We start from the raw sequence: 26,101 nt of genomic DNA, 5'->3' as shown, positions 1-26,101 counted from the left end.
TAGAACGCCAAGCGCTTATGAGCGACTTGTATCAGCAGTAAATAGGAATAATAACAATGATCATCAGTATGATAGCAGCCATGGCGAGCAATCGCATTATTGGCAAAGATAATCAAATGCCTTGGCATCTTCCTGCCGATTTTGGGTGGTTCAAAAAATGTACCATGGGTAAACCCGTGATTATGGGAAGAAAGACCTATGATTCTATTGGGCGTGCGCTACCGGGCAGACGAAATATTGTTGTGACCAGAGACGAGACATTGACCATTGATGGTGTGGATACGGTGACATCATTGGATGCCGCGTTAGCGTTAGTACATGATGAGGCGGAAGTGATGATTATTGGTGGCGGGGCATTTTATCGCCATTGCCTACCAATGGCGAATAAACTCTACTTAACGTTCATCGACGCTGCTATAGAGGGGGATACTCAGTTTCCTGAATGGGGAAGGGAGTGGCGTGAAACCTATCGTGAAGCGTTTACAGCCGATGAAAAAAACCAATACGACATGAGCTTTGTGATACTTGAAAATCAGTAGGACGGGTTGCCTATAGATTGAGTCCATAGGTTGGTAAGTAGCTCCGACCTATGGAATGATTTTGTCACTTGTGTATGCGCTAAGCGAAAGATCCGCTAGCATGAGTTCTTCGAGTTCTAAAGCGCTGCTTGGGAGAATAATTGTTTATCTTCCCAGCGAATCATAGTGAGAGTTCCTCCCCACACGCAGCCGGTATCTAGCCCAATCACTTCGCTACTGATATAGCCACCCAATGCCGCCCAATGACCAAATAAAACGGCTTTTTGTAACTTAATTCTTTGTGGGGCTTGGAACCAAGGCAGTAGCTGGTCGTCTTTTATCTCCTCAGGAGGAAGCTTGCATGCCATGTCAAGACGGCCATCTGGGAAACAAAATCTCATTCGAGTAAACGCATTGATAGTATATCGCCAGCGGTCTATCCCGATTAAATCTGAGCGCCATTTATCAGGCTGATTGCTATACATATTGGTAATGAGTTGCTGCCAACGGTCTGAGGATAACTCGACCTCAACCTCGCGGGCACATGCTCTTGCGGTAGATAGTGACCAGTCTGGTGAAATGCCTGCGTGGCAGACAACAAACTCATCATGCTCAAGAAGCAGTGGCTGTTGGCGAAGCCATTCTAACAATTCACTACGATCGTCTGCTTCGAGGATAGGTAATGTTTGATCTTTCGCTTTGATTGGGTGTACACCCAAAGAAACCGCGAGGAGATGAAGATCATGATTCCCTAGACAGATCTTTGCTGACGCTCCTAATTCCTTTAGGAAACGAAGGGTTTCTAAAGATTTATTACCTCTGGCAACGAGATCGCCTGCGACCCAGAGTGTATCGACATTGGCATTAAACTCGACAGATGTGAGTAATTGGGTAAGCTCATCAAAGCAACCTTGAATGTCACCGATAATATAATTGGCCAAACTGTACCTATAATGTTTGCAGATTAAAAAGCGTAGTTTTAGTCATGTAGCTATGGCGCCTGCATGCTACACGAACTGATACGTGAGGTGAATTTATGTGGCTGGCCCATGGTATCAGTTGAGAATATTTGGTACGGCAAGCCGAAAGGGCTCAACCTCTGCTTTGAACTCTTGCCCCTTACCATCAAGCATGACGTAGTGACCTTGCATGACACCAACAGGGGTTTCTATTGCCGTACCACTACTGTAAGTGTATTCGTCATTGCCTTCAATTATCGGTTGTTGCCCAACGACGCCATCACCTTCAATACTCATTTGTTTGCCATTTGCATCGGTGATTAACCAGCGGCGACTAAGCAGTTGGATCGTTTCTTTACTGAGGTTTTTAATGGTAATGATGTAGGCAAAGACAAAGCGTTGATTATCGGGATCAGATTGCTCAACGATGTATTTAGTATGTACTTGGCATTTAACACAAGGGGAAGAAGTATCCATGTCTCTCTCCTTTGCTTAAAAAAAACGCCCAACATGGTAAATGTTAGGCGAAGAGTTCATTATTTGTGGTTGTCTTCTAGCCAGTTGGCCATGGCAACAAATTGCTCCAGAGTGAGGTTTTCTGGGCGCATGCCGGGGTTAACTCCAAGCTCTTCGAGTATTTCAGTAGACATAAGAGACTTGTAGCAATTTCGAACGGTCTTTCTGCGCTGGTTGAAGCCATCACGGCATACACGCTCTAACCATTTAATGTTTTTTGCCGGATGCGGCAACACTTCATAAGGCATTAAGCGCACAACTGCGGAATCAACTTTTGGTGGTGGAACAAACGCCGTTGGTGGCACTTCTAGTACAGGGACCACTTTACAGTAATACTGCGCCATAACGGTTAAGCGACCATAGGCTTTACTGCCAGGACCTGCAGCCAAACGGTTGACCACCTCTTTTTGCAACATGAAGTGCATATCTTGAATATCTTTATGAAATTCAAAAAGGTGGAACATTAGTGGCGTTGAGATGTTGTATGGTAGGTTACCAAAAATACGCAGTTTGTTATTCGGCTTCACAAGTTGAGTGAAATCGAATCGCATTGCATCGCCTTCGTGGATGGTCAGCTTATCTGCCAAATCTGGGTGGTTACGTAGGCGTTCAGCCAGGTCACGGTCTAATTCGATAACCGTCAGTTTATCCACTTCTTTACCGACTGGCTCAGTGATCGCACCAAGGCCTGGACCAATCTCAACAAGGTTTTGACCTGGTCTTGGATTGATAGACGATACGATACCATCGATGATGTACGGATCGTTAAGGAAGTTTTGACCAAAGCGTTTTCTCGCTTTGTGCCCTAAGTGGACATCATTTCTCATTGTCTGCTCTCTACTAAATCTATCGCGTATGCTAATGCTGTCTCAAAGCTGCCAAAATCTGCAAGGCCAGTGCCTGCAAGATCTAAAGCAGTGCCATGATCAACCGATGTCCTTATAAAGGGTAGACCAAGTGTGATATTTACTGAACGACCAAAGCCTTTGTATTTTAATACAGGAAGCACTTGGTCGTGATACATACCTAAAACAGCGTCTGCATCGCGCAGGTATTTGTCATTGAAAATCGTATCGGCAGGTAGTGGGCCGATAAGGTTATAACCTTTTTCCCTGCGAAGGGTTTCTAGTGTTGGAGTAATCGTTTCGATTTCCTCCGAACCTAGGACTCCATCTTCTCCCGCGTGGGGGTTGAGTCCACACACATAAATGGTTGGATGATCAATGCCAAATTTACTGACGAGGTCGTGGTGCAAGATCTCAATGATACTTGCAACACGTTCTTTGGTTATTGCGGCAGAGACGGCTGTCAAAGGCAAATGGGTCGTAACTAACGCAGTACGTAGGCCTTCGGTAGCCAGCATCATTACGACAAGTGGTGTATTTGACACCTCAGCAAAGAACTCAGTATGGCCACTAAAGCTGACGCCAGCACGGTTGATCACCCCTTTATGCACAGGGCCGGTGACAATAGCATCAAATTCCCCATTCATACAGCCTTTTGCTGCTTTTTCTAGCGTATTTAATACGTACTGACCGTTAGACTCATCGAGCTGCCCAGCTTGTACTGGGGTACTTAGTGGCTCATGAAGGACAATCAGCGTACCCGCTTGGTGTATATCCTGAGATGCACTGTCGTAATCGATAAGTGTTAACGGCGTACAAAGTTGTTTTGCTCGTTCGGCAATCAGCGACTTATCAGCGCAGACAACGATCTGGTAAGGCCATTCTCGTTGCGATAATGCGACGACTAAATCGGGTCCAATACCAGCAGGTTCTCCAGCAGTGATTAGGATTCGTTTTGTTTTTCGTAACATAGAATCTTCTCGTTCCGTTGGTTGTTAAGTTACTTGGCTACTTAATTACTTAATTACTTAGCTAAATAGCTAAATAGCTAAATAGCTACTTAGTTGCTGGTATTGTCAGTGTCTTCGTCGTCGATCATTTCAACAAATGCACTAGCGCGGATTTCTTGCATCCATGCTGAGGCTTCTTCATTGAACTTGCGGTTGAACAAAATACGATACGCGCGATTTTGCATCGCTGAGCCGGTCTTATCGACATCACGTCGATCTAACACTTCAACGATATGCCAACCGTGAACGGTTTTAAATGGGGCACTAATTTGGCCAATCGGTAGCGTCTCTACCTGATGTTTAAATTCAGGAACATACAGTTCTGGCGTTTGGTAACCAAGCTCTCCCCCTTGAGCGGCAGAGCCCGGATCCGCACTGTATTGCTCGGCGAGCTCTGCAAAGGTAGCGTCGCCAGATTGAATTTTTTGAATGTAGCTGTTGAGTGCACGTTTCACCCCTTCATCACTTAAGATGACAGTAGGTTTAATGAGGATATGGCGCGCATTCACTTCTGTGACGGACACGGTTTCTAAACCTTTTACGTCGTCAATTTTAAGGATATGGAATCCAACACCGCTACGGAATGGACCAATAATGCTTCCCTTCGTTTGCATTTTTATTTGATCAGCAAAAATAGTCGGCATTTCTTCTTTTCGCATCCAGCCCCAATCACCACCTTCTAAGGCTTTTGGCCCTTTTGAGTACGTGTAGGCCATCGTTGAGAAGTCTTCGCCATCATTGAGTTTAGCAACAATGTCTTTCGCTTGTTTCTCAACGTCACTCTTATCTTCACCTTCTTTAAAGCGTAATTGAATGTGGCTAATTTTATAGGTGACGGTGGCATTACTCTCTTGAGCGAGCAATTCAGCTAGGTTATCAACCTCTGCTGGTAGGATGTTAATGCGTTGTCTAACCATGGCATTTCGAGCTTCACTTGCGGCAATTTCGTCACGAATTTGTTCACGAAATGATTCCCACCCCAAGCCTTCTTCAGCGACAGTTTGGCGAAGCTGCGCGACGGTTTGTTGGTTGTTTTTTGCGATGTCCTTTAATGTCTCTTCAAGACGGTTATCATCGATTCGAACCCCAATTCTTTCCGCCTCTTGAAGTTGCAGCTTTTCTAAAATTAGCTTATCGAGAATTTGCTCTTGAATAATGTCTTGTGATGGCAACTCTTGATTATTTTTTTTCGCATTGGCAAACAGAGTCTTTGTCGCTGATTCAATGTCGCTTTGTAAAATAACACCATCGTTGACAACGATACGTACTCTATCTAGTTCAACCGGTGCTGCAAATGCGTGCAGAGCGACGGTTGCGCATAATAAAGTAGAGAGAATTTTGCTAATAAATTTCATCGATATTCCTAGTGTAAACTTCTCCAACTAAGAGTTGGAGAAGCGTATAAAGTTCCTAACATGACGTTTTTCCGTGAGACGGGTCATAAGGGAATTAATCATTGAGTATAAAAGGTCGGCCATATTTCAGTGCGTTACCGTTTGGTGGCTCAGGCGCTTTTGAGCTGCCACCGAGTCCGGTAATACCAAAGCTAAAGCGAACATTATCTTCAAAGTTCGCCGCGCCAATTCCGACAATGCCAGATTCCCAGCTTCTTAATTGGCGACTGTAATCAACACCGAGATACCAACAATCAGAGTGATATTCGAGTTTTGCTAGCCATTCTACCGAGACTTTTTCAGTCATGTCATAGTAATACTGTCCGGTAGCAAGCCAGCGTCGGTTGATTTGATACCCGCCCATAAAACCGACTTGATTGATGCCGTTACGGGTCAGCTTCTCTAGCTCATCAGTAGTATAGCTGTTAACACTTTCAATATACTCCTTGGTGACATAGCGATAGTTGGCTTGAATAAAGTCATCATCAACGCGATATTCAATGGCGCTGTTTGCTAGGGCAACCGTTGATGAGTCGATGTCGTACTGTATACCACCGTGGTAAAACACGCGGTCGTTGTAATTGAAATCTGTTTCTACCGCCCAAGATGAGTAGCTAGACTTGGCGTCTGCATTAGGTGAGTTCGGGTTTTTGTTGGTCGCATCTAAGTAATAGATTTGACCAAACGAGAGCGCCAGACGTTCTTTTTGCCCACCATCATAAAAGCGCGACGTTGCACCATAACTAATTTGGTTGGCGGCAGCGACTTTATCGACACCGCTAAATCGGCGACTACGAAATAGGCCGTAATAATCCGTTTGCAGTAGCGTGGTGTCGTAGTTATAAATGTCGGTTTGATCGACTTCCGGTACATAGAGATATTGTATTTGAGGCTCAAGCGTTTGCGTGTAGCCTTCAACAAATGCCGTATTTCGCTCTAGAACGACATTGGCATGGGTTCTGAACTCAGGTAAGGAACGCGTGACGTTCTCTTTTAACCCCAGCAAGTCGCTGTTGCTACTAGTATCAAGGCCTTCAATATCTTGTTGATATTGAGTCAGCATATAGCGGGCTTCGGTCGTCCATGTGCCCCAAGTCGTAGATAAAGGTAGAGTTAAGCCTGGCTCAATGTGAGCTCTAGTCGCAGAGGGTTTGTTTTTATCATCTGTTTCAAAACGAGAGACATGACTGACAAGGTCAAAGTTGATGGTTTTGTATACTTCAGGACGATAATAGTTAAATTCGAACTGCGGCATCAGTTGATAAGGCTTGGTGTCATCCACCAAGATTTGGAAGTCTTGCACTGTTAGGGCTGCATCCCAGAACTCATCACGGTAAGCGACGGTGCCACGTTGAGACAGTTGGCCTTCTGAGCGACTACCAATACTGGAGTCGAGATCTTGAAAGTAATCATTATCACTGACTTGTGAGTAGTCAAAGTCTAACTTCCAGTGCGTTCCAAAGTTACTATTGTTCTTATACTGAACGGCCCAGCGATCGCCTCTTTCAGGGTATTTACTATCGCTAGCAAGGTATTCAGAGCGAAGATCACCCCTGCTAGTATCGGTTAAGTAGCGAAAATCGGCTTTTAATTGCAGCCCACGAGTTTGCATGTAGTGGAATGTGGTCAGCAAGTCGTAGTTGGGGGCCAAATTCCAATACACAGGTACTTGCAGTTCTAGACCGTTTTTTGAACCTAAAGATAACGAAGGAAAGAGGACGCCAGTTTTTCGTTTACCACTAATAGGCATGCTAATATAGGGCATATAAAAAATAGGCACATCTTTGACTTCGACTCGGCTACCATAAAGCGTGGCTACCTCGCTTTCTTGGTCCACTTTTATATCGTCAGCCAGAAATCGCCAAGAGTTATCACCTTCTGGACAAGTAGTAATTGAGCCATCCTCAATCTCATACATTTTTTTGCCAGTTTTAGAGACAAAAATAGCTTCACCACGCCCTGGAGTACAAAGAAACTTGTATTGAGTATTTTCGAGGGTCAGCTCATCTTTATTCAGATTATTAGTTACTTTATCCGATACCGCTTTGATCTCCCCATCACTCATGACAACGTTGCCCTCACCAACAACAATGTTTTCTTGCTGGTGTAGTGTGACTTGGTTTGCCGTAAGGGTTTTATTGCCTTGAGTGACAACCACGTCCCCTTTATAGGTCGCGCGTTGGCCATTGATCGCCTCTAATGAGTCGGCTTCAATATTGATTGGCTCTTGATTGGAGTCAGAACTTTGTGCAGTATCAACAGAGCACTGGTCTGTTGGAGGCATAGTTTGCCCATTATTTTTCGATGTATCTTCGGCGTGTGCGTAGGACGCGAGCAGCGCAGCAGCGACAGAAGCCGCTAGATATGAGCGTGAATAACGTGACATCGAGTTGTACTATCCTGTTTAACTTGATTCATTCTATTGAAAACGATTGATATTGAATCGTATATAAGACGGTTCCTATCATAAAGGAAATTGACCTTACAGACACTAGTAGACTGCGAATCAACGCAAAAATTCATAGATAGAGAGCACATTATACAAATGATAGGAAAAATTTTAGGTGTATTCTTTGGCATACTCTTCGGCGGGCCTCTTGGTGCCTTGTTTGGATTGTTCCTTGGGCACCAGTTTGATAAAGCAAGGCGCTTGAACCGTGCTGGGTTCAATCGCAGTGGGTTTGGTGGAGTTAATCAGGAAGAGCGCCAGCAAGAATTTTTAAATTCTGCTTATGCAGTCATGGGGCATGTGGCCAAAGCAAAAGGCCAAGTGACTCAAGAAGAGATTCAGCTTGCAACCATTATGATGGATCGCATGAACCTTAATAGTGAGCAAAAAAAGCAGGCTCAGAATGCATTTAGACTAGGAAAAGAGGCGGATTTTCCCTTAGAGCGCACACTTGACAAGGTGAGAATCTCTTCTGGTGGCCGTCATGACCTGTTGCAGTTTTTTTTAGAGCTGCAGATTTCCGCCGCCTTTGCGGATGGCAGCATCCACCCAACTGAGCGTGATGTGTTGCATCGTATCGCACAGGGGTTAGGTTTTTCTGCGGAACAGTTAGAGCAACGACTGCGTATGCAAGAAGCGGCATTTCGATTCCAACATGGTGGATTTGAAGGGGGTCAATATCAAGGCGGTCAAGGTGGCAGTTGGCAGCAGGCGAGCAGCGCGTCTCAATTATCAGATGCCTATAATGTTCTAGGGGTTGATGAATCGGCGGATGCAAAAACACTTAAGCGTGCGCATCGTAAATTGATGAACGAGCACCATCCTGACAAGTTGATGGCGAAAGGTTTACCGCCAGAAATGATGAATGTAGCAAAAGAAAAGTCTCAGGAAATTCAAAAAGCCTATGACTTAATCAAAAAGGTAAAAGGATTTAAATAATGATGGAATACAAGGATGTATTAACATTTTGGTTCGATGAATTGACGCCGAGTGATTGGTTTTCTGGCGGGGCGTCGATTGATGCGGTTATTGCTAAGCGATTTACTCAATTACATGCTGCTGCCGCTGCTGGTGAATTGTCTTCATGGAGAGAGTGCGCGCAAGGGCGCTTGGCTGAAGTGATCGTGCTGGATCAGTTTTCTCGAAACCTGTATCGCGATCAAGTGGGTGCGTTTTCTTGCGATCCCATGGCTCTTGTTTTAGCGCAAGAGTGTATTGCGCTTAAGTTAGATGCCGCGCTCAGTACACAAGAGCGTACCTTTTTATATATGCCATTCATGCACAGTGAATCAATAGTGATTCACGAGCGCGCAGTTAAATTATTTGCCCAAAATGGTGTTGAATCTACCCTTGATTTTGAGCAGCGCCACCAAGCCATTATTGCGCGTTTTGGGCGCTACCCACATCGAAATGACATTTTAGGACGCCTGTCTACACAGGAAGAAATCGAGTTTTTAACGCAACCTGGGTCGAGCTTTTAGCTCGGCGGTTGTTTCTCCCTATGCGAATAACGCTAGTTTGCGTTATTTTGAATTCAATGCCCAATCATAATCGTAGTCAAGTTTCCCTTTGAACTGAGCGACTTCTGGACGGTATTGGCTGATATGTGCCATCACCCCACCTTGCGCAGAAAAATCTTCGGCAAACCACTCGTAGATGGAAGACAGAGTCGCTTTGTCTCCCTGTATGTTAATGCCTTTGCTGCTATTTATGTATGTTGCCGCTGCTTGATCGAGTAGCGCATTGCTGTTTTGCGCGTTAAAGGCTTGAGTCTGCAAATTAGGGCAGCCTAGACTGGCACAATTTACCGCGTAGTGTGTGCGTGGGTCGTTCCAAATTGGTCGCAAGATCCGGTGTTCAATATCATTCAGTGTCAGTGTTTGATCTGCGATGGTAATGACATCATCTCCCCAAGGACCAAAGCTAAATAGCCCACCAAGTTTGGTGATGGATTTTACTGGATAACGGTCAAGAATAAGGTCTACAGTGATCGCGTTATAAAGGTTTACCCAGTAAGCATACTGCTCTGCTTGATTCAGTGTTCTTGGATCGATACTGGCAAGTTGTTCTAGATAACGCTTTAAGTTTTGCTTGTCATCGCTAGACACGCGTACGTAGCGCACTAAAGTATTCTCTCCTTCAGTCACAAGATAGCGGTCAAGAAACTGCTGCCAAGGCTGATGAGAAATCACCTGCTCGTTGGACTCATCACTTACATTCCAAAAAGCCCACAGCTCGGATTTTGGGGCTGCCAACACGTTGGTTGTTAGGAAAAGGGCAAGAAATGATAGTACTCGAAACATAATGAACATCCGTATTGATAGTGACTAGTTGTAAAAGACCTTACTTAGCAAGATAAACTTTCATATTGAGATAATTATTGCCATTGATACAGGGAAAGCAAGGTACGGAGTCGTGTAGTCATAGAGAGAGTCGTATAATTATAGAGAGAGTGATATTAGTGATAGATCAAAAAATCCCGGTGATGAACCGGGATTGATGTGAATGCATAGTCATGCTTATCCAGAAGCTTCTACTTTAGAAAACTTGGAATTTTTGCTTCATAGGCGGAAATCTTATCGGCGTGTTGCAGTGTTAAACCAATATTATCCAAACCGTTTAGCAAGCAGTGGCGACGGAACTCATCGATTTCAAACGAATACTCTTTGCCATTTGCAGAGACTTTCATTGACTCCAGATCGACGGTAATTTCAGCGCCTTCGTTGTTGGCAACGAAATGAAATAGCTCATCAACTTCTTGCTCAGTTAACCGGACCGGCACCATTTGGTTATTGATAGAGTTGCCATAGAAAATATCGGCAAAACTCGGCGCAATCATGACTTGAATACCATAGTCTGCTAGTGCCCAAGGAGCGTGCTCTCGTGAAGAGCCACAGCCAAAGTTTTCACGCGCGAGCAAAATGCTAGCGCCTTGGTAGCGCGGTGCATTCATGATGAATTCAGGGTTAGGTTGCTGACCTGCGTCATCCAAGAAGCGCCAGTCATTGAATAGGTGCTGACCAAAACCCGTGCGAGTGACTTTTTGCAAAAACTGCTTAGGAATAATCGCATCAGTGTCGATGTTGGCGATATCTAAAGGGACGACTAACCCTGTGTGTTGTTTAAATCCTGACATGTATTATTCCTTATGAGTCCAATTCTCTGATATCAACAAAATGACCAGCAATAGCGGCGGCTGCAGCCATCGCAGGGCTGACTAAGTGGGTACGGCCATCACGGCCTTGGCGACCTTCGAAGTTGCGGTTACTGGTAGACGCGCAGCGCTCTTGAGGACCCAATCGGTCATTGTTCATGGCCAAACACATAGAGCAGCCAGGTAGACGCCACTCAAATCCAGCTTCTTTAAAGATAACATCTAAGCCTTCTGCTTCTGCTTGTGCTTTTACCTGTTCAGAGCCTGGAACAATTAATGCTTGTACGTGAGAGGCAACGCTGCGACCTTTTGCAACAGCTGCTGCCGCGCGCATGTCTTCGATGCGAGAGTTAGTACAAGAGCCGACAAAGACTTTATCGACGTTATAATCGGTTAGGGATTTACCCGCTTCAAGTCCCATATACGCTAATGCTTTTTTCGCCGACATTTTCTCTACTGGGTCTGCAAAGCTTTCTGGTGCAGGAATAGGTTGATCTACTGCGATCACTTGACCCGGATTGGTACCCCATGTGACTTGAGGCTTAATGTCGGCACCATTGAGTGTCACAACTGCATCAAACGTCGCATCAGCATCGGTTTTAAATGTGTTCCAATACTCAACGGCTGCATCCCAGTCGCTGCCTTGCGGAGCAAATTTACGACCTTTAATGTATTCAAATGTCGTTTCGTCTGGTGCAATTAGACCTGCTTTAGCACCGAGTTCGATGGCCATATTACACACGGTCATTCGGCCTTCCATAGAAAGATCGGTGATGGCTTCACCACAAAACTCAACGACATAACCTGTGCCGCCAGCGGCAGTAGTTTCACCAATAATGGCCAGTACAATATCTTTTGCAGTCACGCCAGGCGCTACTTTGCCTTTCACTTCAATCTTCATGGTTTTCGCACGAGATTGCTTTAGGGTTTGAGTTGCTAATACGTGCTCAACTTCAGAGGTGCCAATACCGAATGCTAATGAGCCAAAAGCGCCATGTGTTGCGGTGTGGGAGTCACCACAAACAATGGTCATCGCCGGAAGAGTGATGCCTAACTCAGGGCCCATTACATGCACAATACCTTGGTATTTATGATTTAGGTCATACAGTGTGACACCAAACTCTTCACAGTTTTTTGATAGTGTTTCCATTTGGATACGAGCCATCTCACCTGACGCATTAATGTCTTTCGTTGTAGTGGAGACGTTATGATCCATGGTGGCGAAGGTTTTATTGACTTGGCGAACTGGGCGACCTTTCTCACGTAAGCCATCAAAAGCTTGTGGAGACGTCACTTCATGGACTAGGTGACGATCAATATAAAGAATTGGGTTTTCACCTTCGGCTTCTACGGCGACGTGCGCATCATAGACTTTTTCATACAGTGTTTTCGACATTGCTAATTCCTTGCTGTTGGTCTGCGCGAATTATTTCATCACGCAAGCAGAGTATTCTTATTATGATGTCGCGATGACATGATTTGCCATCGCGCAATTGCGAACCATTATTGGCGGCAACCTAATTAGCTATTAGCTATTAGCTATTAGCGATATAGCTAGTAATTTTATCGCCCATCTCTGATGTACTCAGTGCAGGCTTATCACCAGATAGGTCGGCAGTAAGCTCGCCAGCAGACAGTGCCTTACTGACTGCAGATTCAATATCTTGAGCCGCGGCTTCTTCACCTAAGCTGTAGCGAAGCATCAGTGCAGCAGAAAGGATTTGTGCGACTGGGTTAGCAATGTTTTTACCAGCGATATCTGGCGCAGAACCGCCCGCAGGTTCATACAAACCAAACTGGCTTTCATTTAGACTTGCTGATGGCAACATACCCATTGAGCCGGTAATCATCGCGCATTCATCAGAGATGATGTCGCCGAAGATATTTGAGCACAGCATGATATCGAACTGAGAAGGATCTTTAATTAGCTGCATCGTCGCATTGTCGATATACATGTGATTAAGCGTGACATCTGGGTAGTCTTTTGCCACTTCCTCAACGACTTCGCGCCACAGGATAGAGCTTTGCAATACGTTAGCTTTATCGATGGAGTAAACATTTTTATTACGCAAGCGAGCCGATTCAAAGGCAATTTTAGCAATGCGTTCAATTTCGTAGCGGTGATACACTTCGGTATCAAATGCTTTTTCTGTTGGACCTTCACCTTCACGGCCTTTTGGTTGCCCAAAATAGATGCCACCGGTTAGTTCGCGTACTACGACAATATCAAAGCCTTTAGCTGAGATGTCTGCGCGCAGCGGAGAGAAGTCTTCTAAGCCACTGTGAATTTGTGCTGGACGCAAGTTACAAAACAGTTGAAAGTGCTTGCGTAAAGGAAGCAGGGCGCCGCGCTCGGGTTGATCATTGGGTGGTAAGTGCTCCCATTTAGGACCACCGACGGAACCAAATAGAATCGCATTTGAGTCTTCACAACCTTTGACCGTGCTTTCTGGAAGCGGACAACCATGGTTATCAATGGCGATACCGCCAACATCATATTCTTCGCAATCAAATGTGATGCCATGTTTAGTTTCAATTGCATCCAATACTTTGTGTGCTTGAGCCATTACTTCTGGACCAATGCCGTCGCCTGGTAATACTGCAATTTTATATGTGCCTGCCATGGTGTCCTGTTCCTTACTTGTTGTATTTGCGTTAATTTATAAGATTTTTGATAAAGACTTAAACCGTCTCTACTTTCTTCTGTTTTATTTCTTCCACTTGATTGGCACGGTGAATGCTATTGATCACGTGCAGTAGTGCTTGACCAGAGGCTTCAACGATGTCGGTTGAAACGCCGGTTCCGTGGTATTTGCGACCTTTGTAGTTAGCAATAATGTCGGCTTGTCCTAAACCATCCTCGCCTTCACCTTTTGCAGTCAAATCAAACTTATCTAGAACAATGTCGTAACCCGTTACACGGTAAATACATTGGTAAAGCGCATCAACCGGACCGTTGCCTACTGCCGCTTCGCAACGCTCTTCATCGCCACATTGAATTTTGATGCTAGTGGTCGCCATGATGCTACCAGACTGAACACTCAAGTAGTTAAGCTTATAGAAGTCGTCTTCTTCACGAAGATTTGAGAAATGCATCAAGGCTTCTAGGTCGTAGTCAAAGACTTGCCCCTTGCGATCCGCCAGTTTCAAAAAATCTTCATACAATGCATCTAGATTATATTCAGCTTCGTTGTAACCCATTGAATCCATATGGCTCTTCACAGCTGCGCGACCACTACGACTGGTTAGGTTTAAGGCTTTGTTTTTAAGACCGATGGACTCAGGCGTCATGATTTCGTAAGTGTTTTTATTTTTGATCATGCCATCTTGATGGATGCCGGAAGAGTGGCTAAATGCATTAGCACCAACAATGGCCTTGTTATCTTGAATCGGCATATTGCAAAGCTGGCTAACCAATTTACTTGTGCGGTGCAACTCTTGGTGATTGATACCGGTTTGTACTCCCAATAACTCTTGGCGAGTTTTGATGATCATGGCAATTTCTTCTAGTGAACAGTTACCAGCGCGCTCACCGATGCCGTTAATGGTCCCTTCAATTTGACGTGCGCCCGCTTGGACAGCCGCAATCGAGTTAGCAACCGACATGCCTAAGTCATCGTGGCAGTGCACGGAAATGATGGCTTTGTCGATGTTAGGGACTCGGTTAAACAAGGTTTGGATAATACCGCCAAATTCGTTTGGTACTGTATAGCCCACCGTGTCCGGAATGTTGATGGTTTTTGCGCCGGCGTTGATTGCCGCTTCAACCATACGACAAAGGTTGTCGATAGGCGTTCGTCCGGCATCTTCACAAGAAAATTCGACATCGTCAGTATAGTTACGGGCATGTTTCACCGCTTTTACTGCCATTTCGACCACATCATCGTAACTGCGGCGCAATTTATCTTGTACGTGTACAGTCGAAGTGGAAATAAACGTATGGATACGAAAAGCATCGGCAACTTTTAGTGCTTCAGCTGCTGCATCGATGTCTTTTGCTACCGCTCGAGACAACGCACAAACACGGCTATTTTTGATGTTCTTGGCAATGGCCTGTACAGACTCAAAATCACCTGGCGATGAAATTGGGAAGCCAGCCTCGATAACATCCACACCCAGGCGTTCGAGAGCGAAAGCAATCTGCAGTTTTTCTTTTACTGTCAAACTGGCTGAAAGAGCTTGCTCGCCGTCACGCAACGTGGTGTCAAAGATAATTACCTGGTCATTCATATTTGCTTCCTCTTTGTACAGGTTAATCGTTTACGTCCTGTTCGATTGATATAAAAAAGCCCGCATCTCGATGCGGGCTTTAAGAAAATTCTTAGTGGTGTTTTTCAGACACTGGCTACCCGCGCGTTTTGTTCACGATAAGGAGGAGGCTCAGCAGGAGAGAAAAACGTAATGTCATTGTTATACATTCCACGAAATTTGGTTAACAAATTAGTACCGCACTCACACTTCAGCGTCAAGTGTTTCCGCTATTTTTTCTGGTTATCGGATGAGTCAGACTGAAATGAGGCGAATTCATCACTATTTAATCAGTTGATTAAATAGTGATGAATTTAAACGCTCTCAATATGTTAATTAATTGTTCTATAATTAATCGATTGATTAATAAAAGAGATCAGAGATGCAAGAAAACGATGTGGCGATAAAAAGAAAGGTGGGACGACCGAGTAAGCAAACCGACACTAGAGAAAAGCTGTTAAGTCATGCTCGAGATTTGTTTGTCGTCATGCCTTATGACAAGGTTTCTACTCGTTTAATCGCACAACGAGCTGGCGTTAATATTGCGATGATTCGTTACTACTTTGGTAATAAAGAGGGGCTGTTTGAGACGATGATTCGGGAAACGATTCAGCCGATGAAGCAGCAAATGGAAGCTACCTTTGCCTCAGATGATCACAAAAATATCTTTGAGTTTATGCGAATCTACTATCACGAAATGAATAAAGTACCGCAGTTCCCAAGGTTGATTTCTCAAGTTATGCATATGCCGCCATCGGCCACGCAGCGACGCCTGTTTGAAAAAGTCTTTAGCGATATTGGTCGACCTGATCACGACTTAATCTTTGGAAAATTACAAGCGGCGGGTTACTTACGAGATGGTGTGGATCCTAAGTTGTGTAAGGTTTCCTTTATTGCCCTCATGGTTTTCCCGTTCCTTGCACCTCCTGCGATGTTGCAACTGCATGGTATTGAGTTAACGGAAACGTTCCTCGATGAATTACTCGACCACAACATCCAACTTCTTACGCGTGGCTTGCTGCGTACTAATTATTAAAAATCAGAATGTTAATGATGAAGCCTATGAATAAGAAATTACTGTTTTTTCCTGCGTTTGCAGTGGGAGTGCTGGTGTTGGTCGCCGCGATTAATTTAAGACCTGATATTCCAACAAAACCTGCCGGTGATCGTGCCAGAGTCGTGGATATTGTTACCATGCAGCCGCAACTTTCTTCCCCCTTGGCTGTGGGTTTTGGTCGTGTGACGCCAAAACTGGAATGGAAGGCTATTTCGGAAGTATCTGGTGAAGTGGTGTTTAAACATCCTGCGTTAGAAAAGGGCAACATCGTCGCAGCAGGCACGGAAGTGTTGCGTATCGACCCGCTCGATTACCAACTCAGGTTATCGCAGGCTATTGCTGATGTGAAATCCAGTCAGACACAGCTTGCGCGTATTGATCAAGAAGAAATCAACTTAAAGCAAACGCTAACCATCGAGCTTAATCGCCTGACATTAACAAAGAACGAGTATCAACGACGAGTCGATCTTAATAAGCGAGGCCTTAGCTCGCAGTCGGATGTGGATACCCAAAAGCAAAACATGCTGTCCCAGCAAAAATTGGTGCAAGAGCTACAAAATCAATTGGCATTATTACCGGATGAAAGAGAAGTGGCGCTTGCGGTGGTCAATGTGAATAACGCAAAAGAGCAAGAAGCGCAGCGATTGCTTGCCAAAACGCGTATTTATTTGCCACAGACATTGCGGATTTCGGAAGTGGATGCCGAGGTCAATCAAGTGGTCAATCAGCAGCAAGCTATGGTCACCGCACATGGTACTGACATGATGGAAGTGGAAGCTCAGTTATCCATACACGATCTTCAATTGATCGCCAATACGTTTAATGGCAATGAACAGGACTCGTTACAAAGCCTAAATGCGGTCATTGAGTTAAGTAGCGGTAACCTGTTATCCACATGGCCAGCAAAAGTCGTGCGCGTGAGTGAAACGGTGGATCCTAACCAAGCAACGGCAGGCGTGATCCTTGAGATCCCACAAGCCACAACGGGAAATGGTTTGTCTGATACACCGCTGTTGGTCAATGGAATGTTTGTTAAAGTCATCATTGAAGGTAAGCCACAGCAAGCGTGGCTGATCCCAGAGCGTGCGTTGCACGGCGATAAAGTGTACCTGATGGATGATGAGCAGCGTCTTACTATCATGCCAGTTACGGTAGTGTATCGACGTGACAACCAAGTTTCAGTGGCAGGGGCTTTTCAAGGGGGAGAGAAACTGATCCTGAATGACTTATTGCCGGCGATTGAAGGCATGTTGCTGAGAGATTCGAGCATGAAACAGGGGGAACCTGACTCATGATTCGTTTTTTCGCAAAACATCCCACCGCTGCCAACTTGTTGATGTTGGCGCTGGTAATACTGGGTCTATCTTCACTCTCGACGATTAAACGTGAGACGTTTCCCGAGTTCAGTCCTCCTTACATCATGGCGGCGATCACCTATCCCGGCGCGTCACCTCAAGAGGTGGAAGAGAGTCTATGCATTCGTATGGAAGATGCCGTTGATGGCTTAGCAAACATTGAAGAGACCAAATGTGAAGCAATTGAAGGCTCCGCCCGCTTGACGTTAAAGCTATCTGAGAAAGCGGATATCGGTCGTATGCTGGTGGACGTTCAGACTCAGATTAGCTCTATCAATGATTTTCCCGATGAGATCGAGTCTCCGATTGTCCAAGAACTCGATTGGAATGAACCTGTGGTCGATATTGCGATTACCGCGGATATAGGATGGCCACAACTCAAAGCCTACGCCGAGCAACTCAAGAGAACATTGAAACTCGATTACGGCGTGTCATTGGTTGAGGTCAGTGGCTTTTCTGATCATCAATATCGTGTTGAACTCAATACCCAGGTAATGCGACAACTAGGGCTGAGCGTGAACGATATTGCCGCTAAAATTGGCAAACAGAACGTGAAGCTACCCAGTGGTAATGTAGAGACCATCGACAAAAATTTTCTTATTCGTTTTGATGAACGTCGAGTGTCGCCGCAAGAGCTTGCCTCGTTAGTGATTGGTTCCAGCTCTTCTGGTGCGTTAATTCGTCTTAGCGACGTGGCCACGATTACCGACAGGTTTGAGTTGGATGAGCAGAAAGTGTTGTTCAATGACAAGCCTTCGGCAGTGCTTAAAATTAGTAAAAACAAGGAAGACGATGCCCTGCGAATTAAAGACAATGTGGTGCAATTTGTTGAGGACCAACGCGCGATAGCACCGGAAGGCGTGACGCTAGAAATGACCAACGATCTCTCATCTGTGTTGTGGGATCGTTTGACCATGATGGTGAAAAATGGCTGGCAAGGGATTGTCTTAGTCTTTGCCACCATGTGGTTATTCTTTAGTTTCCGTTACTCATTTTGGGTGGCGGCAGGTTTGCCCGTTGCGTTTTTAGGTGGGTTGTTCTTAATGGCGAGCCTTGGATTATCCATCAACATTATGTCGTTAGTCGGGCTATTGATGGCGATAGGGATCATGATGGATGACGCCATCGTAATTGCAGAGTCGATTGCCTCGCATCTTGACCGAGGGCAAAAAATTGATGACGCGGTCATTAATGGCGTTAAGAAAGTGCTACCAGGTGTGATCTCCTCATTTTTAACCACCGTGTGTATTTTTGGCAGCTTACTGTTCCTTGATGGCGAAATGGGCGCGGTATTGAAGGCGGTGCCACAGGTACTGATTTTGGTGTTGTCGTTGAGCCTCATCGAAGCATTTTTGATTTTGCCGAGCCACCTATCTCACTCGTTACATAAACAGAAAAATGAGAAACCGCCGATTAAATTTAAGCGTGTTTTACTCGAACGCTTTGAGAACTTTAGAAATACTACGCTAGTTAATGCAGTCGATCGGGTCGTATCGCAGCGGTATGCCTTTATGGGGGGAGTGTTGTCGCTGCTCTTGGTTTCCATTGCGTTAATTGCTGGTGGTGCGGTGAAGTTTGTCCCATTCCCAGAGCTCGATGGTGATACGGCGGAAGTTCGTATTATTTTGCCGCCTGGGGCGTCGCTCGCGCAAACGGAACGAGTGGTTGATCGCGTGGTTGCTTCCGCTAAAAAGCTCAACCTGGTATGGAGTGAAAATAATGAAGGAGGGCGAACGTTAGTTCAACAGATCACCAGCCAGTTTAACACCAATCAAGATGCAAACGAGTCGGGGCCTCATCTTGCGACGGTTCGGCTTGACCTTCTTGGTGCGGAAGAACGAAATACGCTGATTGACGATTTTGTCGATGCGTGGCGGGATGATGTCGGCGAGCTGGCCGATCCTATCTCGTTGGTATTTAAACAACCTACGATGGGACCGGGTGGTCGAGCGATTGAAATTCGCATTAAGCATGACAACCTTGAGCAGCTTAAAGCGGCGTCCATTGATATTCAGCAGTATCTCAATGAATTCGATGGTGTGCATGGTGTTCTCGATGACATGCGATTGGGTAAAGAAGAAATTCTGGTTAAGTTGCGCCCAGGAGCAGAAACATACGGGGTAGATGGACAGCTGATAGCCAATCAATTAAGAGCGGCCTTCTTTGGTCAAACTGCCGATGAGATCCAGCTTGGTGTTGAGAACATCAAAATCGAGGTGAAACTCAATAAGCACGATATCGCTGATGTTCAGCAACTGGCGAACTTCCCGATCATTCTTCCTGATGGGGCGCAATTGCCGTTAGGTGCTATCGCCACCATGGATTTTCAGCGTAATTATGTCAGGATCCAGAGAATTGATGGGCTGCGAACTATTAGCGTGTTTGGCGATACCGATAGCAGTAAAGTCAGCTCATCTGAAATTATCCGCCAATTCCAGAATGAGGAAGTGCCGATCCTAAAGCAAGCTTATCCTGGACTTCGTTTTGATTTTGAAGGGTCAGCAAAAGATACCGAAAAAACCGGTTCCTCGATGGGTAAAGGGTTCTTGCTCGGACTGTTTGGTGTGTTTTGTATTTTAAGCTACCAGTTTCGCAGCTACTTAGAACCCTTTGTGGTTATGTTAGCCATTCCACTCGCATTCATCGGCGTGGTGTGGGGGCACCTATTGCTTGGGCACTCATTAAGCATGCCAAGCATCATGGGCTTTGTGTCATTAGCGGGGATTGTGGTGAATGATTCTATTTTGCTAGTGCAATACATTCGTCATCATGTCGATGAGGGGGAGTCGGTTCACGAGTCTGTAGTGAAAGCCAGTCGGGAGCGGTTTAGAGCGGTGTTCCTAACCTCGATGACAACCGCTGCTGGGTTACTGCCACTGCTGATGGAAACCAGTTTGCAGGCTCAGGTTATCCAGCCGTTAGTGATCTCGATTGTGTTTGGTATTTTCGCTTCCACGTTACTGGTGTTGTTCATGATTCCATCCGCTTACGCCATATTAGCGGACTGGGGATTGGTTCATAAACACGAAGACATTTAACCGTTAGTCGCGCTACTTCCTTGATAGCGTGCTAAGTAAAATGAGTGAGGTAAGCTCTTACCTCACTCACCTTCATCATATCTCCAACAATTCGTCACCTAACTGTCATGCAACCTGACTATTTTTTGATCATACGAGATTATCTATGACAAGGAGTAGGTCATGCGTACTATTGAACCGATTGCTCGTTTCGATTTAGCGTTTTCATTGTTTTGTTTGGATCACCGTTTTAATGCTCAAGTCGCGCGACTGAGCCGGTTAATTTCTAGAAGTGGTGATGGTCCTCTTTATGCTTGCCTCGCAGCCTTTGTTTGGTGTGTTGATGAGCGTGTAGGCGAGGCCTTTCTAGCAGTAGCGTTGCTTGCTTTTGCCGTTGAACTCCCTATCTATTGGGTGGCAAAAAACAGTTTTAAACGTCGTCGTCCACAAGAGCTTTGTCAGTATGTTCAACCTTTTATCACCCCATCCGATCGCTATAGCTTACCTTCCGGGCATACCGCCGCCGCATTTCTTATGGCGACCGTGATTGGTCATTTCTATCCAGAATTCTTCTTTGCTTGCCTTATTTGGGCAACCTTAATTGGCGTGTCGCGCGTTTTGCTCGGTGTGCACTTTTTAACGGATGTTGTCATTGGTGCGGTGCTAGGTGTGTTATGCGCCATGTTTGCGCTGAATTGGGTTACTGCAAATTATATAACGTCAAAATTGGTCGTATTGGATTACGTCGAACTACTGGCTTAGGGGGATGTGCGTGAAGATTCTATATGGAGTTCAAGGGACCGGGAATGGTCATATTGCTAGAGCGAGAGCCATGAGTGAAGCTCTGCGGGCTCATGATGTCGAGGTTGATTTTTTATTCTCTGGTCGTGACAAAGATAAGTACTTTTCAATGGAGCAATTTGGGCAATACCAAACTCGGCGCGGATTTAGCTTCGTAACGAAAAATGGCAAAGTTGACTATCTGCAAACGGCGACGGATAACAACATACTCCATTTCATGCAAGAAACGCGATCATTGGATGTCAGCCATTATGATTTAGTTGTGAATGACTTTGAGCCGATTTCGGCTTGGGCTGCGAAGCGCCAAAAAGTGCCGACGGTGAGTATTAGTCATCAGAATGCTTTTCGCTTCGATGTACCACAAAAAGGCTCAAGTTGGTTGGACAGCCAAATTATCCAACATTTCGCACCCTCGGATCACCAACTAGGATTGCATTGGTATCACTTTGATCAGCCAATTTTGCCACCGATTGTGCATACTCAATCGCATGAGGTGACGTCAGAAGAGATGGTTCTGGTTTATCTGCCGTTTGAAAGTCTCGATGTCATCATTGATCTTTTGGTTCGCTTTGTTAATCAGCCATTTGTTTGTTATCACCCTGATGTTGTTGAAATCGCAACCATTGAGAATTTGACGATGAAGCCATTGAGTCATCAGACTTTTCAAGTCGACTTACATCGATGTAATGGTGTCATCGCAAATGGCGGTTTTGAATTACCTTCTGAAGCATTGAGCTTAGGCAAGAAGTTATTGGTAAAGCCTTTAGAAGGGCAGTTTGAACAACAAAGTAATGCTGCAACATTAGAAAGCCTTGGGTTAGCTCATACTATGGATACATTAAACGCGTCTGTGGTTAGGGATTGGTTAGATGAGCAACAAGCAGAGCGCGTGGTTTATCCAGATGTAGCAAGCGAGATAGCACATTGGTTAATGTCAGGGGAGTGGCATTGTAGTCAATTGTTGCGCCAACGCTTGTGGGAGAAAGTTGACTTTCCCAGCTATGTTTCAATGTGAGTCCGAGTTTCAATGTGAGCCCGAATCTTAGGGATACGTTTACTTAGCATCCTGAAATTCAGTCATTTCTCATCCGCTAAAGACATAGAGCAGCAGAAAAAGCGACGATAGGTCGCTTTTTTTCGTATATAGGGTGGGTGGGTTATCCATATCTTAAATGAATCACCTTGTCGTTATTTGTTTCACCTATCTAATTGGCTAATGGTTTGAGCGGTGACCTATAAAATATAGCGATGAAGAGCTTCTATCATTAAATTGCACTCATATAGCGTTCGTTTATCATTTTAGAGGTTCTTTGCAACAAAAGTTATCAAAAATATAATTTATCTTTTTTTATAATACATGTAAGCTATTGTTGTTTATGGTTATTGTATTGTTGTCGGTAAAATATGATGATTCTTTATCAATCTAGTTGGTGTTGAAGTTATTATTAGTGGATAGTTTGCTTCGTCCTCGAACTATGCAGAGGATTAATAGAACATTGTAGGGTACAGAAATGAACGACATACGTTTCTGCTTAATCCTTACCCACATATTCGAGATTGAAACTTAACGAGGCTTACTAAATGTTAGACAAAAAAGATGCTATGAGCGCAATCGCTAGCTACCGCATGGAAAGCACATTACGTGGCGTAGATCTAAACCTATTAACCGTATTTGACGCAGTAATGCAGGAACAAAACATTACTCGTGCAGCGCACAACTTAGGAATGTCACAACCAGCAGTTAGTAACGCCGTAGCGCGTCTAAAAGTGATGTTTAATGACGAGTTGTTTATGCGCCAAGGTCGCGGTATCCAGCCTACTCAACGCGCTCGTCAGTTGTTTGGCCCTGTTCGTCAAGCATTGCAATTGATTCGCAATGAGCTACCAAGCTCAATCTTTACGCCAGAGACATCAACACGTCTATTTAAGATGGCGATTTGTTCTCCATGCGATATGCGTTTTGCTCCAAAAATCATGCAAAACATTGGTGAACAGGCGCCTCACGTACAGTTGCATTTAGATGCAGAAGCGGACCGCCAATTGGCTGACCGTATGCGCTACCAAGAAATCGACTTTGTTATCGATTACGCACGCTATGATGCACAAGGCTTTTCAAGCACAGAAATCTTCCAAGATGAGTTAGTGGTTGTTGCGTCGAAAAACCACCCACGTATTCACAATGCAGTGAGCGTTGCTCAACTAAGCAATGAAAAGCACGCGAAACTATCTAAAGTACACGGTGTTCGCAGTTTCTCTGAGCACGCTTATAAAGACTTAGAGTGCCAAGCATCTTATGAAGGCACTAGCTTAAGTAATGTTCTATATGTTGTCGGACAGTCTGAGCTTGTGACAATCGCACCACGTTGGATGGTAGAAAACGCGGTCAATAAAGATCAATTACAAGTCATTGCATTGCCATTTGATAATGCGATGATTAGCGGCTACCTAAGCTGGCATGAATCGAGTGAAAAAGATAAAGGTCACATTTGGTTGCGTGATCAACTGATGATGATTTGTGGTGAAGTTGTCGCACTAGCGTAATTCACACCCAATGAGAATAAGCCCTTGATATTAGCTTTAAAGCCTAGTGTCAGGGGCTTTTTTCGTTACATTATTTATTGATAACTTTGATTTGAGTCTGTTGCCTTTTTTACCATCATAGGTACACTTGTTCGCTGAAAAAGCTTACATGTGTACGCTTAAAGGTAAGATAGAACATGGCTAATTTAGAATTCCATATCGTAAAAAAGATTCGCGACAGGATCACGCAAGGTGGCGACAAGATCGCCTTAAAACACAAGATTAACAATGTGTGGCAAGGGATCAGTTGGAAAGAGTTTGGCGCTAGTATTGACGCGCTGTCTCTCGCTTTGCTGAATAAAGGAATCCAACCTCAAGATAAGATCGGTATCATTGCCAACAATATGCCGAAATGGACCATCGCTGACTTCGCCTCGCTCCAGCTGCGGGCGGTGACGGTACCTATTTACCCAACAAATACCCCAGCTCAAACCAGTTATATTCTTCAAAATGCCGACGTACGTATTCTTTTTGTTGGCGAACAAGAGCAGTTTGACGCCGCGCTTTCTATTTATGAAGAGTGTCCACAATTAGAGTGGATTGTTGCGATGAGCGACGACATCGAGATCACAGATGATTCCTATGTCACACGTTGGGATGACTTTATCGCCACGCCAAGTGTTCAACCAGAGCACCTTGAGCAAACGCTGCAAGCGCGAATTGAACAGGCTAATTTTGATGATCTTTTGACGCTTATCTACACATCGGGAACAACGGGACAGCCAAAAGGCGTTATGTTGGACTACCAAAACATTGGTGCCCAGTTAAAAGGGCATGATGAACGTTTGAGCTTATCAGAAGACGATGTGTCGCTGTGTTTCTTACCGTTGTCTCATGTATTTGAGCGCGCTTGGACCTTCTATGTTTTATATAAAGGGGGAACCAATTGCTACCTACAAGACACCATGCAGGTGCGCGATGCGTTAGGTGAGATTCGTCCAACGGTGATGAGCGCCGTTCCGCGCTTTTATGAGAAGATCTTCTCGGCTATCCATGAGCGCGTATCTAAGGCCCCTGTACACCGCAAGGTATTGTTTACTTGGGCGGTGAATATGGGCGCTAAAATGGCGCAATGTCGTCAAGATAATGTTCAGCCTTCTTTTATGTTAAAAAAGAGCTATGCATTAGCGGATAAAATCGTACTAAATAAGCTACGTGAATTGCTTGGTGGTCAAATAAACTTTATGCCATGTGGTGGTGCAAAGCTTGATGAAACCATCGGACGTTTTTTCCAAGCGATTGGGATTAACGTTAAGCTTGGCTATGGTATGACTGAAACCACGGCAACCGTGTCATGCTGGGATGATACTTGCTACAACCCTGACTCTATTGGCATGCCTATGCCGGGAGCGGAAGTTAAGATTGGCGAAAATAACGAAATCTTAGTTCGTGGTCCTATGGTGATGCGTGGTTACTATAAAATGCCAGAAGAAACGGCGAAAACCTTTGATGCCGATGGATTCTTAAAAACTGGCGATGCTGGTGAATTTGACGTTAATGGTAACCTGTTTATTACCGACCGAATCAAAGAATTGATGAAAACCTCTAATGGTAAATATATTGCGCCTCAAGCGATTGAAGGCACCATTGGTAAAGATCATTACATTGAACAAATTGCCGTGATTGCTGATACCAGAAAGTTTGTCTCGGCGCTTATCGTCCCTTGTTTTGATACGCTTGAAGAATACGCGAAAGAACTGAACATCAAATACCACGATCGCATTGAGTTGATTAAGCACAATGAAGTGGTTGAGATGTTCGAAAAGCGTGTATTTGAGCTGCAAAAGGGTTTGGCTAAATTTGAACAAGTGAAGAAATTCAAATTGTTGCCACGTGGCTTCTCGATGGATAAAGGTGAATTGACACCAACTCAAAAATTACGTCGTAAAGTGATTAACGATCGCTACCAAGACGAAATTGAAGAGATGTACAACGATCATCCTCATAAGCACGATAAAAAAGACAAGTAATCGGTCGATAACAAAAAAGCCCTCAGAACTCTGTTCTGAGGGCTTTTTGCTTTTATGGCGTCAGAGTCAGTAAGTGCTCAAAATACGCACGCTGTGCTTTACAGGGAGTGATTCAGTCATGTTCTATATCTAATAGAACCATAGAACCATAGAACCATAGAACCATAGAACCATAGAACCATAGAACCATAGAACCATAGAACCATAGAACCATAGAACCATAGAACC

Annotated in this window: 21 protein-coding genes; 10 read left to right on the top strand and 11 right to left on the bottom strand. The window is 44.8% G+C overall.

The genetic code is table 11. The features are described from left to right. Positions 1 to 56: 56 nt before the first annotated feature. The gene (gene folA, locus L4D74_RS16065) at positions 57 to 539 is read left to right on the top strand and encodes a type 3 dihydrofolate reductase (RefSeq protein WP_428753258.1); all 483 of its coding nucleotides are present in this window, start codon (positions 57 to 59) and stop codon (positions 537 to 539) included. Positions 540 to 655: 116 nt separating this feature from the next. On the opposite strand, the gene L4D74_RS16060 is transcribed toward folA, so the two are convergent. From L4D74_RS16060 to lptD, 6 genes are all read right to left on the bottom strand, one after another. Then, a complete protein-coding gene (locus tag L4D74_RS16060) occupies positions 656 to 1,459 on the bottom strand; it encodes a symmetrical bis(5'-nucleosyl)-tetraphosphatase (RefSeq protein WP_428753257.1) in 804 nt (267 codons plus the stop codon). Between the two features lie 114 nt (positions 1,460 to 1,573). Further along, positions 1,574 to 1,954 carry a Co2+/Mg2+ efflux protein ApaG gene (gene apaG / locus L4D74_RS16055; protein WP_428753256.1) on the bottom strand — a complete coding sequence of 127 codons (381 nt, stop codon included), beginning with the start codon at positions 1,952 to 1,954 and terminating at the stop codon, positions 1,574 to 1,576. Positions 1,955 to 2,013: 59 nt separating this feature from the next. Next, positions 2,014 to 2,820: a 16S rRNA (adenine(1518)-N(6)/adenine(1519)-N(6))-dimethyltransferase RsmA gene (gene rsmA, locus L4D74_RS16050; RefSeq protein ID WP_428753254.1), complete on the bottom strand. Its 807-nt coding sequence runs from the start codon at positions 2,818 to 2,820 to the stop codon at positions 2,014 to 2,016. Continuing rightward, positions 2,817 to 3,809, bottom strand: coding sequence for a 4-hydroxythreonine-4-phosphate dehydrogenase PdxA (gene pdxA, locus L4D74_RS16045; RefSeq protein WP_428753252.1), 993 nt, complete (start codon positions 3,807 to 3,809; stop codon positions 2,817 to 2,819). Before pdxA ends, rsmA begins: the two co-directional genes overlap by 4 nt. A gap of 89 nt (positions 3,810 to 3,898) precedes the next feature. Next, entirely contained in the window at positions 3,899 to 5,203 is a 1,305-nt protein-coding gene (gene surA / locus L4D74_RS16040; RefSeq protein WP_428753250.1) for a peptidylprolyl isomerase SurA, read from the bottom strand. Positions 5,204 to 5,297: 94 nt separating this feature from the next. Continuing rightward, a complete protein-coding gene (gene lptD, locus L4D74_RS16035) occupies positions 5,298 to 7,628 on the bottom strand; it encodes an LPS assembly protein LptD (protein WP_428753249.1) in 2,331 nt (776 codons plus the stop codon). Positions 7,629 to 7,781: 153 nt separating this feature from the next. Here lptD and djlA point away from each other — a divergent pair, with 153 nt between their 5' ends. Continuing rightward, positions 7,782 to 8,630: a co-chaperone DjlA gene (gene djlA / locus L4D74_RS16030; protein WP_265676294.1), complete on the top strand. Its 849-nt coding sequence runs from the start codon at positions 7,782 to 7,784 to the stop codon at positions 8,628 to 8,630. Then, positions 8,630 to 9,172 (top strand): DUF924 family protein, encoded by a 543-nt coding sequence (locus L4D74_RS16025; RefSeq protein ID WP_428753248.1) that lies wholly within the window; start codon positions 8,630 to 8,632, stop codon positions 9,170 to 9,172. The genes djlA and L4D74_RS16025 overlap by 1 nt, the downstream gene beginning before the upstream one ends. A 42-nt stretch (positions 9,173 to 9,214) precedes the next feature. Here L4D74_RS16025 and L4D74_RS16020 read toward each other — a convergent pair whose 3' ends face one another. The 5 genes from L4D74_RS16020 to leuA form a co-directional block, all read right to left on the bottom strand. Continuing rightward, complete coding sequence (locus L4D74_RS16020; protein ID WP_428753247.1) at positions 9,215 to 9,994, bottom strand: DUF547 domain-containing protein; 780 nt, start codon at positions 9,992 to 9,994, stop codon at positions 9,215 to 9,217. Positions 9,995 to 10,224: 230 nt separating this feature from the next. Further along, positions 10,225 to 10,827, bottom strand: a complete 603-nt coding sequence (leuD, locus tag L4D74_RS16015; protein WP_428753246.1) for a 3-isopropylmalate dehydratase small subunit — start codon at positions 10,825 to 10,827, stop codon at positions 10,225 to 10,227. A 10-nt stretch (positions 10,828 to 10,837) separates the two neighbouring features. Then, on the bottom strand, positions 10,838 to 12,241 hold the full coding sequence (gene leuC / locus L4D74_RS16010) for a 3-isopropylmalate dehydratase large subunit (protein WP_428753245.1): 1,404 nt from the start codon (positions 12,239 to 12,241) through the stop codon (positions 10,838 to 10,840). A 139-nt stretch (positions 12,242 to 12,380) separates the two neighbouring features. Beyond that, positions 12,381 to 13,469: a 3-isopropylmalate dehydrogenase gene (leuB, locus tag L4D74_RS16005; RefSeq protein ID WP_428753243.1), complete on the bottom strand. Its 1,089-nt coding sequence runs from the start codon at positions 13,467 to 13,469 to the stop codon at positions 12,381 to 12,383. 58 nt (positions 13,470 to 13,527) lie between these two features. After that, positions 13,528 to 15,075 carry a 2-isopropylmalate synthase gene (leuA, locus tag L4D74_RS16000; protein ID WP_428753241.1) on the bottom strand — a complete coding sequence of 516 codons (1,548 nt, stop codon included), beginning with the start codon at positions 15,073 to 15,075 and terminating at the stop codon, positions 13,528 to 13,530. Positions 15,076 to 15,475: 400 nt separating this feature from the next. Between leuA and L4D74_RS15995 the strand changes: the two genes are divergently transcribed. The 7 genes from L4D74_RS15995 to L4D74_RS15965 all read left to right on the top strand — a co-directional run bounded on the left by L4D74_RS15995 (position 15,476) and on the right by L4D74_RS15965 (position 25,873). Then, a complete protein-coding gene (locus L4D74_RS15995) occupies positions 15,476 to 16,129 on the top strand; it encodes a TetR/AcrR family transcriptional regulator (protein ID WP_428753240.1) in 654 nt (217 codons plus the stop codon). A gap of 17 nt (positions 16,130 to 16,146) precedes the next feature. Further along, positions 16,147 to 17,445: an efflux RND transporter periplasmic adaptor subunit gene (locus tag L4D74_RS15990; protein WP_428753419.1), complete on the top strand. Its 1,299-nt coding sequence runs from the start codon at positions 16,147 to 16,149 to the stop codon at positions 17,443 to 17,445. After that, positions 17,442 to 20,543 carry an efflux RND transporter permease subunit gene (locus tag L4D74_RS15985; protein WP_428753238.1) on the top strand — a complete coding sequence of 1,034 codons (3,102 nt, stop codon included), beginning with the start codon at positions 17,442 to 17,444 and terminating at the stop codon, positions 20,541 to 20,543. Before L4D74_RS15990 ends, L4D74_RS15985 begins: the two co-directional genes overlap by 4 nt. A 162-nt stretch (positions 20,544 to 20,705) precedes the next feature. Next, on the top strand, positions 20,706 to 21,284 hold the full coding sequence (locus L4D74_RS15980; RefSeq protein ID WP_428753236.1) for a phosphatase PAP2 family protein: 579 nt from the start codon (positions 20,706 to 20,708) through the stop codon (positions 21,282 to 21,284). A 10-nt stretch (positions 21,285 to 21,294) separates the two neighbouring features. Beyond that, a complete protein-coding gene (locus L4D74_RS15975; protein WP_428753234.1) occupies positions 21,295 to 22,338 on the top strand; it encodes an MJ1255/VC2487 family glycosyltransferase in 1,044 nt (347 codons plus the stop codon). Positions 22,339 to 22,904: 566 nt separating this feature from the next. Next, complete coding sequence (gene leuO / locus L4D74_RS15970; RefSeq protein WP_265676223.1) at positions 22,905 to 23,864, top strand: transcriptional regulator LeuO; 960 nt, start codon at positions 22,905 to 22,907, stop codon at positions 23,862 to 23,864. Positions 23,865 to 24,040: 176 nt separating this feature from the next. Then, entirely contained in the window at positions 24,041 to 25,873 is a 1,833-nt protein-coding gene (locus L4D74_RS15965; RefSeq protein WP_428753232.1) for an AMP-dependent synthetase/ligase, read from the top strand. Positions 25,874 to 26,101: the final 228 nt, after the last annotated feature.

The organism is Vibrio cionasavignyae (genome assembly GCF_050337155.1).
GTDB classification, from domain to species: Bacteria; Pseudomonadota; Gammaproteobacteria; order Enterobacterales; family Vibrionaceae; genus Vibrio; species Vibrio nomapromontoriensis.
This window is presented reverse-complemented; position numbering and strand designations above follow the sequence as displayed.

What these genes read in the sequence shown, in the direction of transcription:
- folA (WP_428753258.1), top strand. Translation starts at nt 57, where the DNA reads ATGATCATCAGTATGATAGCAGCCATGGCGAGCAATCGCATTATTGGC.
- apaG (WP_428753256.1), bottom strand. Translation starts at nt 1,954, where the DNA reads ATGGATACTTCTTCCCCTTGTGTTAAATGCCAAGTACATACTAAATAC.
- rsmA (WP_428753254.1), bottom strand. Translation starts at nt 2,820, where the DNA reads ATGAGAAATGATGTCCACTTAGGGCACAAAGCGAGAAAACGCTTTGGT.
- pdxA (WP_428753252.1), bottom strand. Translation starts at nt 3,809, where the DNA reads ATGTTACGAAAAACAAAACGAATCCTAATCACTGCTGGAGAACCTGCT.
- surA (WP_428753250.1), bottom strand. Translation starts at nt 5,203, where the DNA reads ATGAAATTTATTAGCAAAATTCTCTCTACTTTATTATGCGCAACCGTC.
- lptD (WP_428753249.1), bottom strand. Translation starts at nt 7,628, where the DNA reads ATGTCACGTTATTCACGCTCATATCTAGCGGCTTCTGTCGCTGCTGCG.
- L4D74_RS16025 (WP_428753248.1), top strand. Translation starts at nt 8,630, where the DNA reads ATGATGGAATACAAGGATGTATTAACATTTTGGTTCGATGAATTGACG.
- L4D74_RS16020 (WP_428753247.1), bottom strand. Translation starts at nt 9,994, where the DNA reads ATGTTTCGAGTACTATCATTTCTTGCCCTTTTCCTAACAACCAACGTG.
- leuD (WP_428753246.1), bottom strand. Translation starts at nt 10,827, where the DNA reads ATGTCAGGATTTAAACAACACACAGGGTTAGTCGTCCCTTTAGATATC.
- leuC (WP_428753245.1), bottom strand. Translation starts at nt 12,241, where the DNA reads ATGTCGAAAACACTGTATGAAAAAGTCTATGATGCGCACGTCGCCGTA.
- leuB (WP_428753243.1), bottom strand. Translation starts at nt 13,469, where the DNA reads ATGGCAGGCACATATAAAATTGCAGTATTACCAGGCGACGGCATTGGT.
- leuA (WP_428753241.1), bottom strand. Translation starts at nt 15,075, where the DNA reads ATGAATGACCAGGTAATTATCTTTGACACCACGTTGCGTGACGGCGAG.
- L4D74_RS15995 (WP_428753240.1), top strand. Translation starts at nt 15,476, where the DNA reads ATGCAAGAAAACGATGTGGCGATAAAAAGAAAGGTGGGACGACCGAGT.
- L4D74_RS15990 (WP_428753419.1), top strand. Translation starts at nt 16,147, where the DNA reads ATGAAGCCTATGAATAAGAAATTACTGTTTTTTCCTGCGTTTGCAGTG.
- L4D74_RS15985 (WP_428753238.1), top strand. Translation starts at nt 17,442, where the DNA reads ATGATTCGTTTTTTCGCAAAACATCCCACCGCTGCCAACTTGTTGATG.
- L4D74_RS15980 (WP_428753236.1), top strand. Translation starts at nt 20,706, where the DNA reads ATGCGTACTATTGAACCGATTGCTCGTTTCGATTTAGCGTTTTCATTG.
- leuO (WP_265676223.1), top strand. Translation starts at nt 22,905, where the DNA reads ATGTTAGACAAAAAAGATGCTATGAGCGCAATCGCTAGCTACCGCATG.
- L4D74_RS15965 (WP_428753232.1), top strand. Translation starts at nt 24,041, where the DNA reads ATGGCTAATTTAGAATTCCATATCGTAAAAAAGATTCGCGACAGGATC.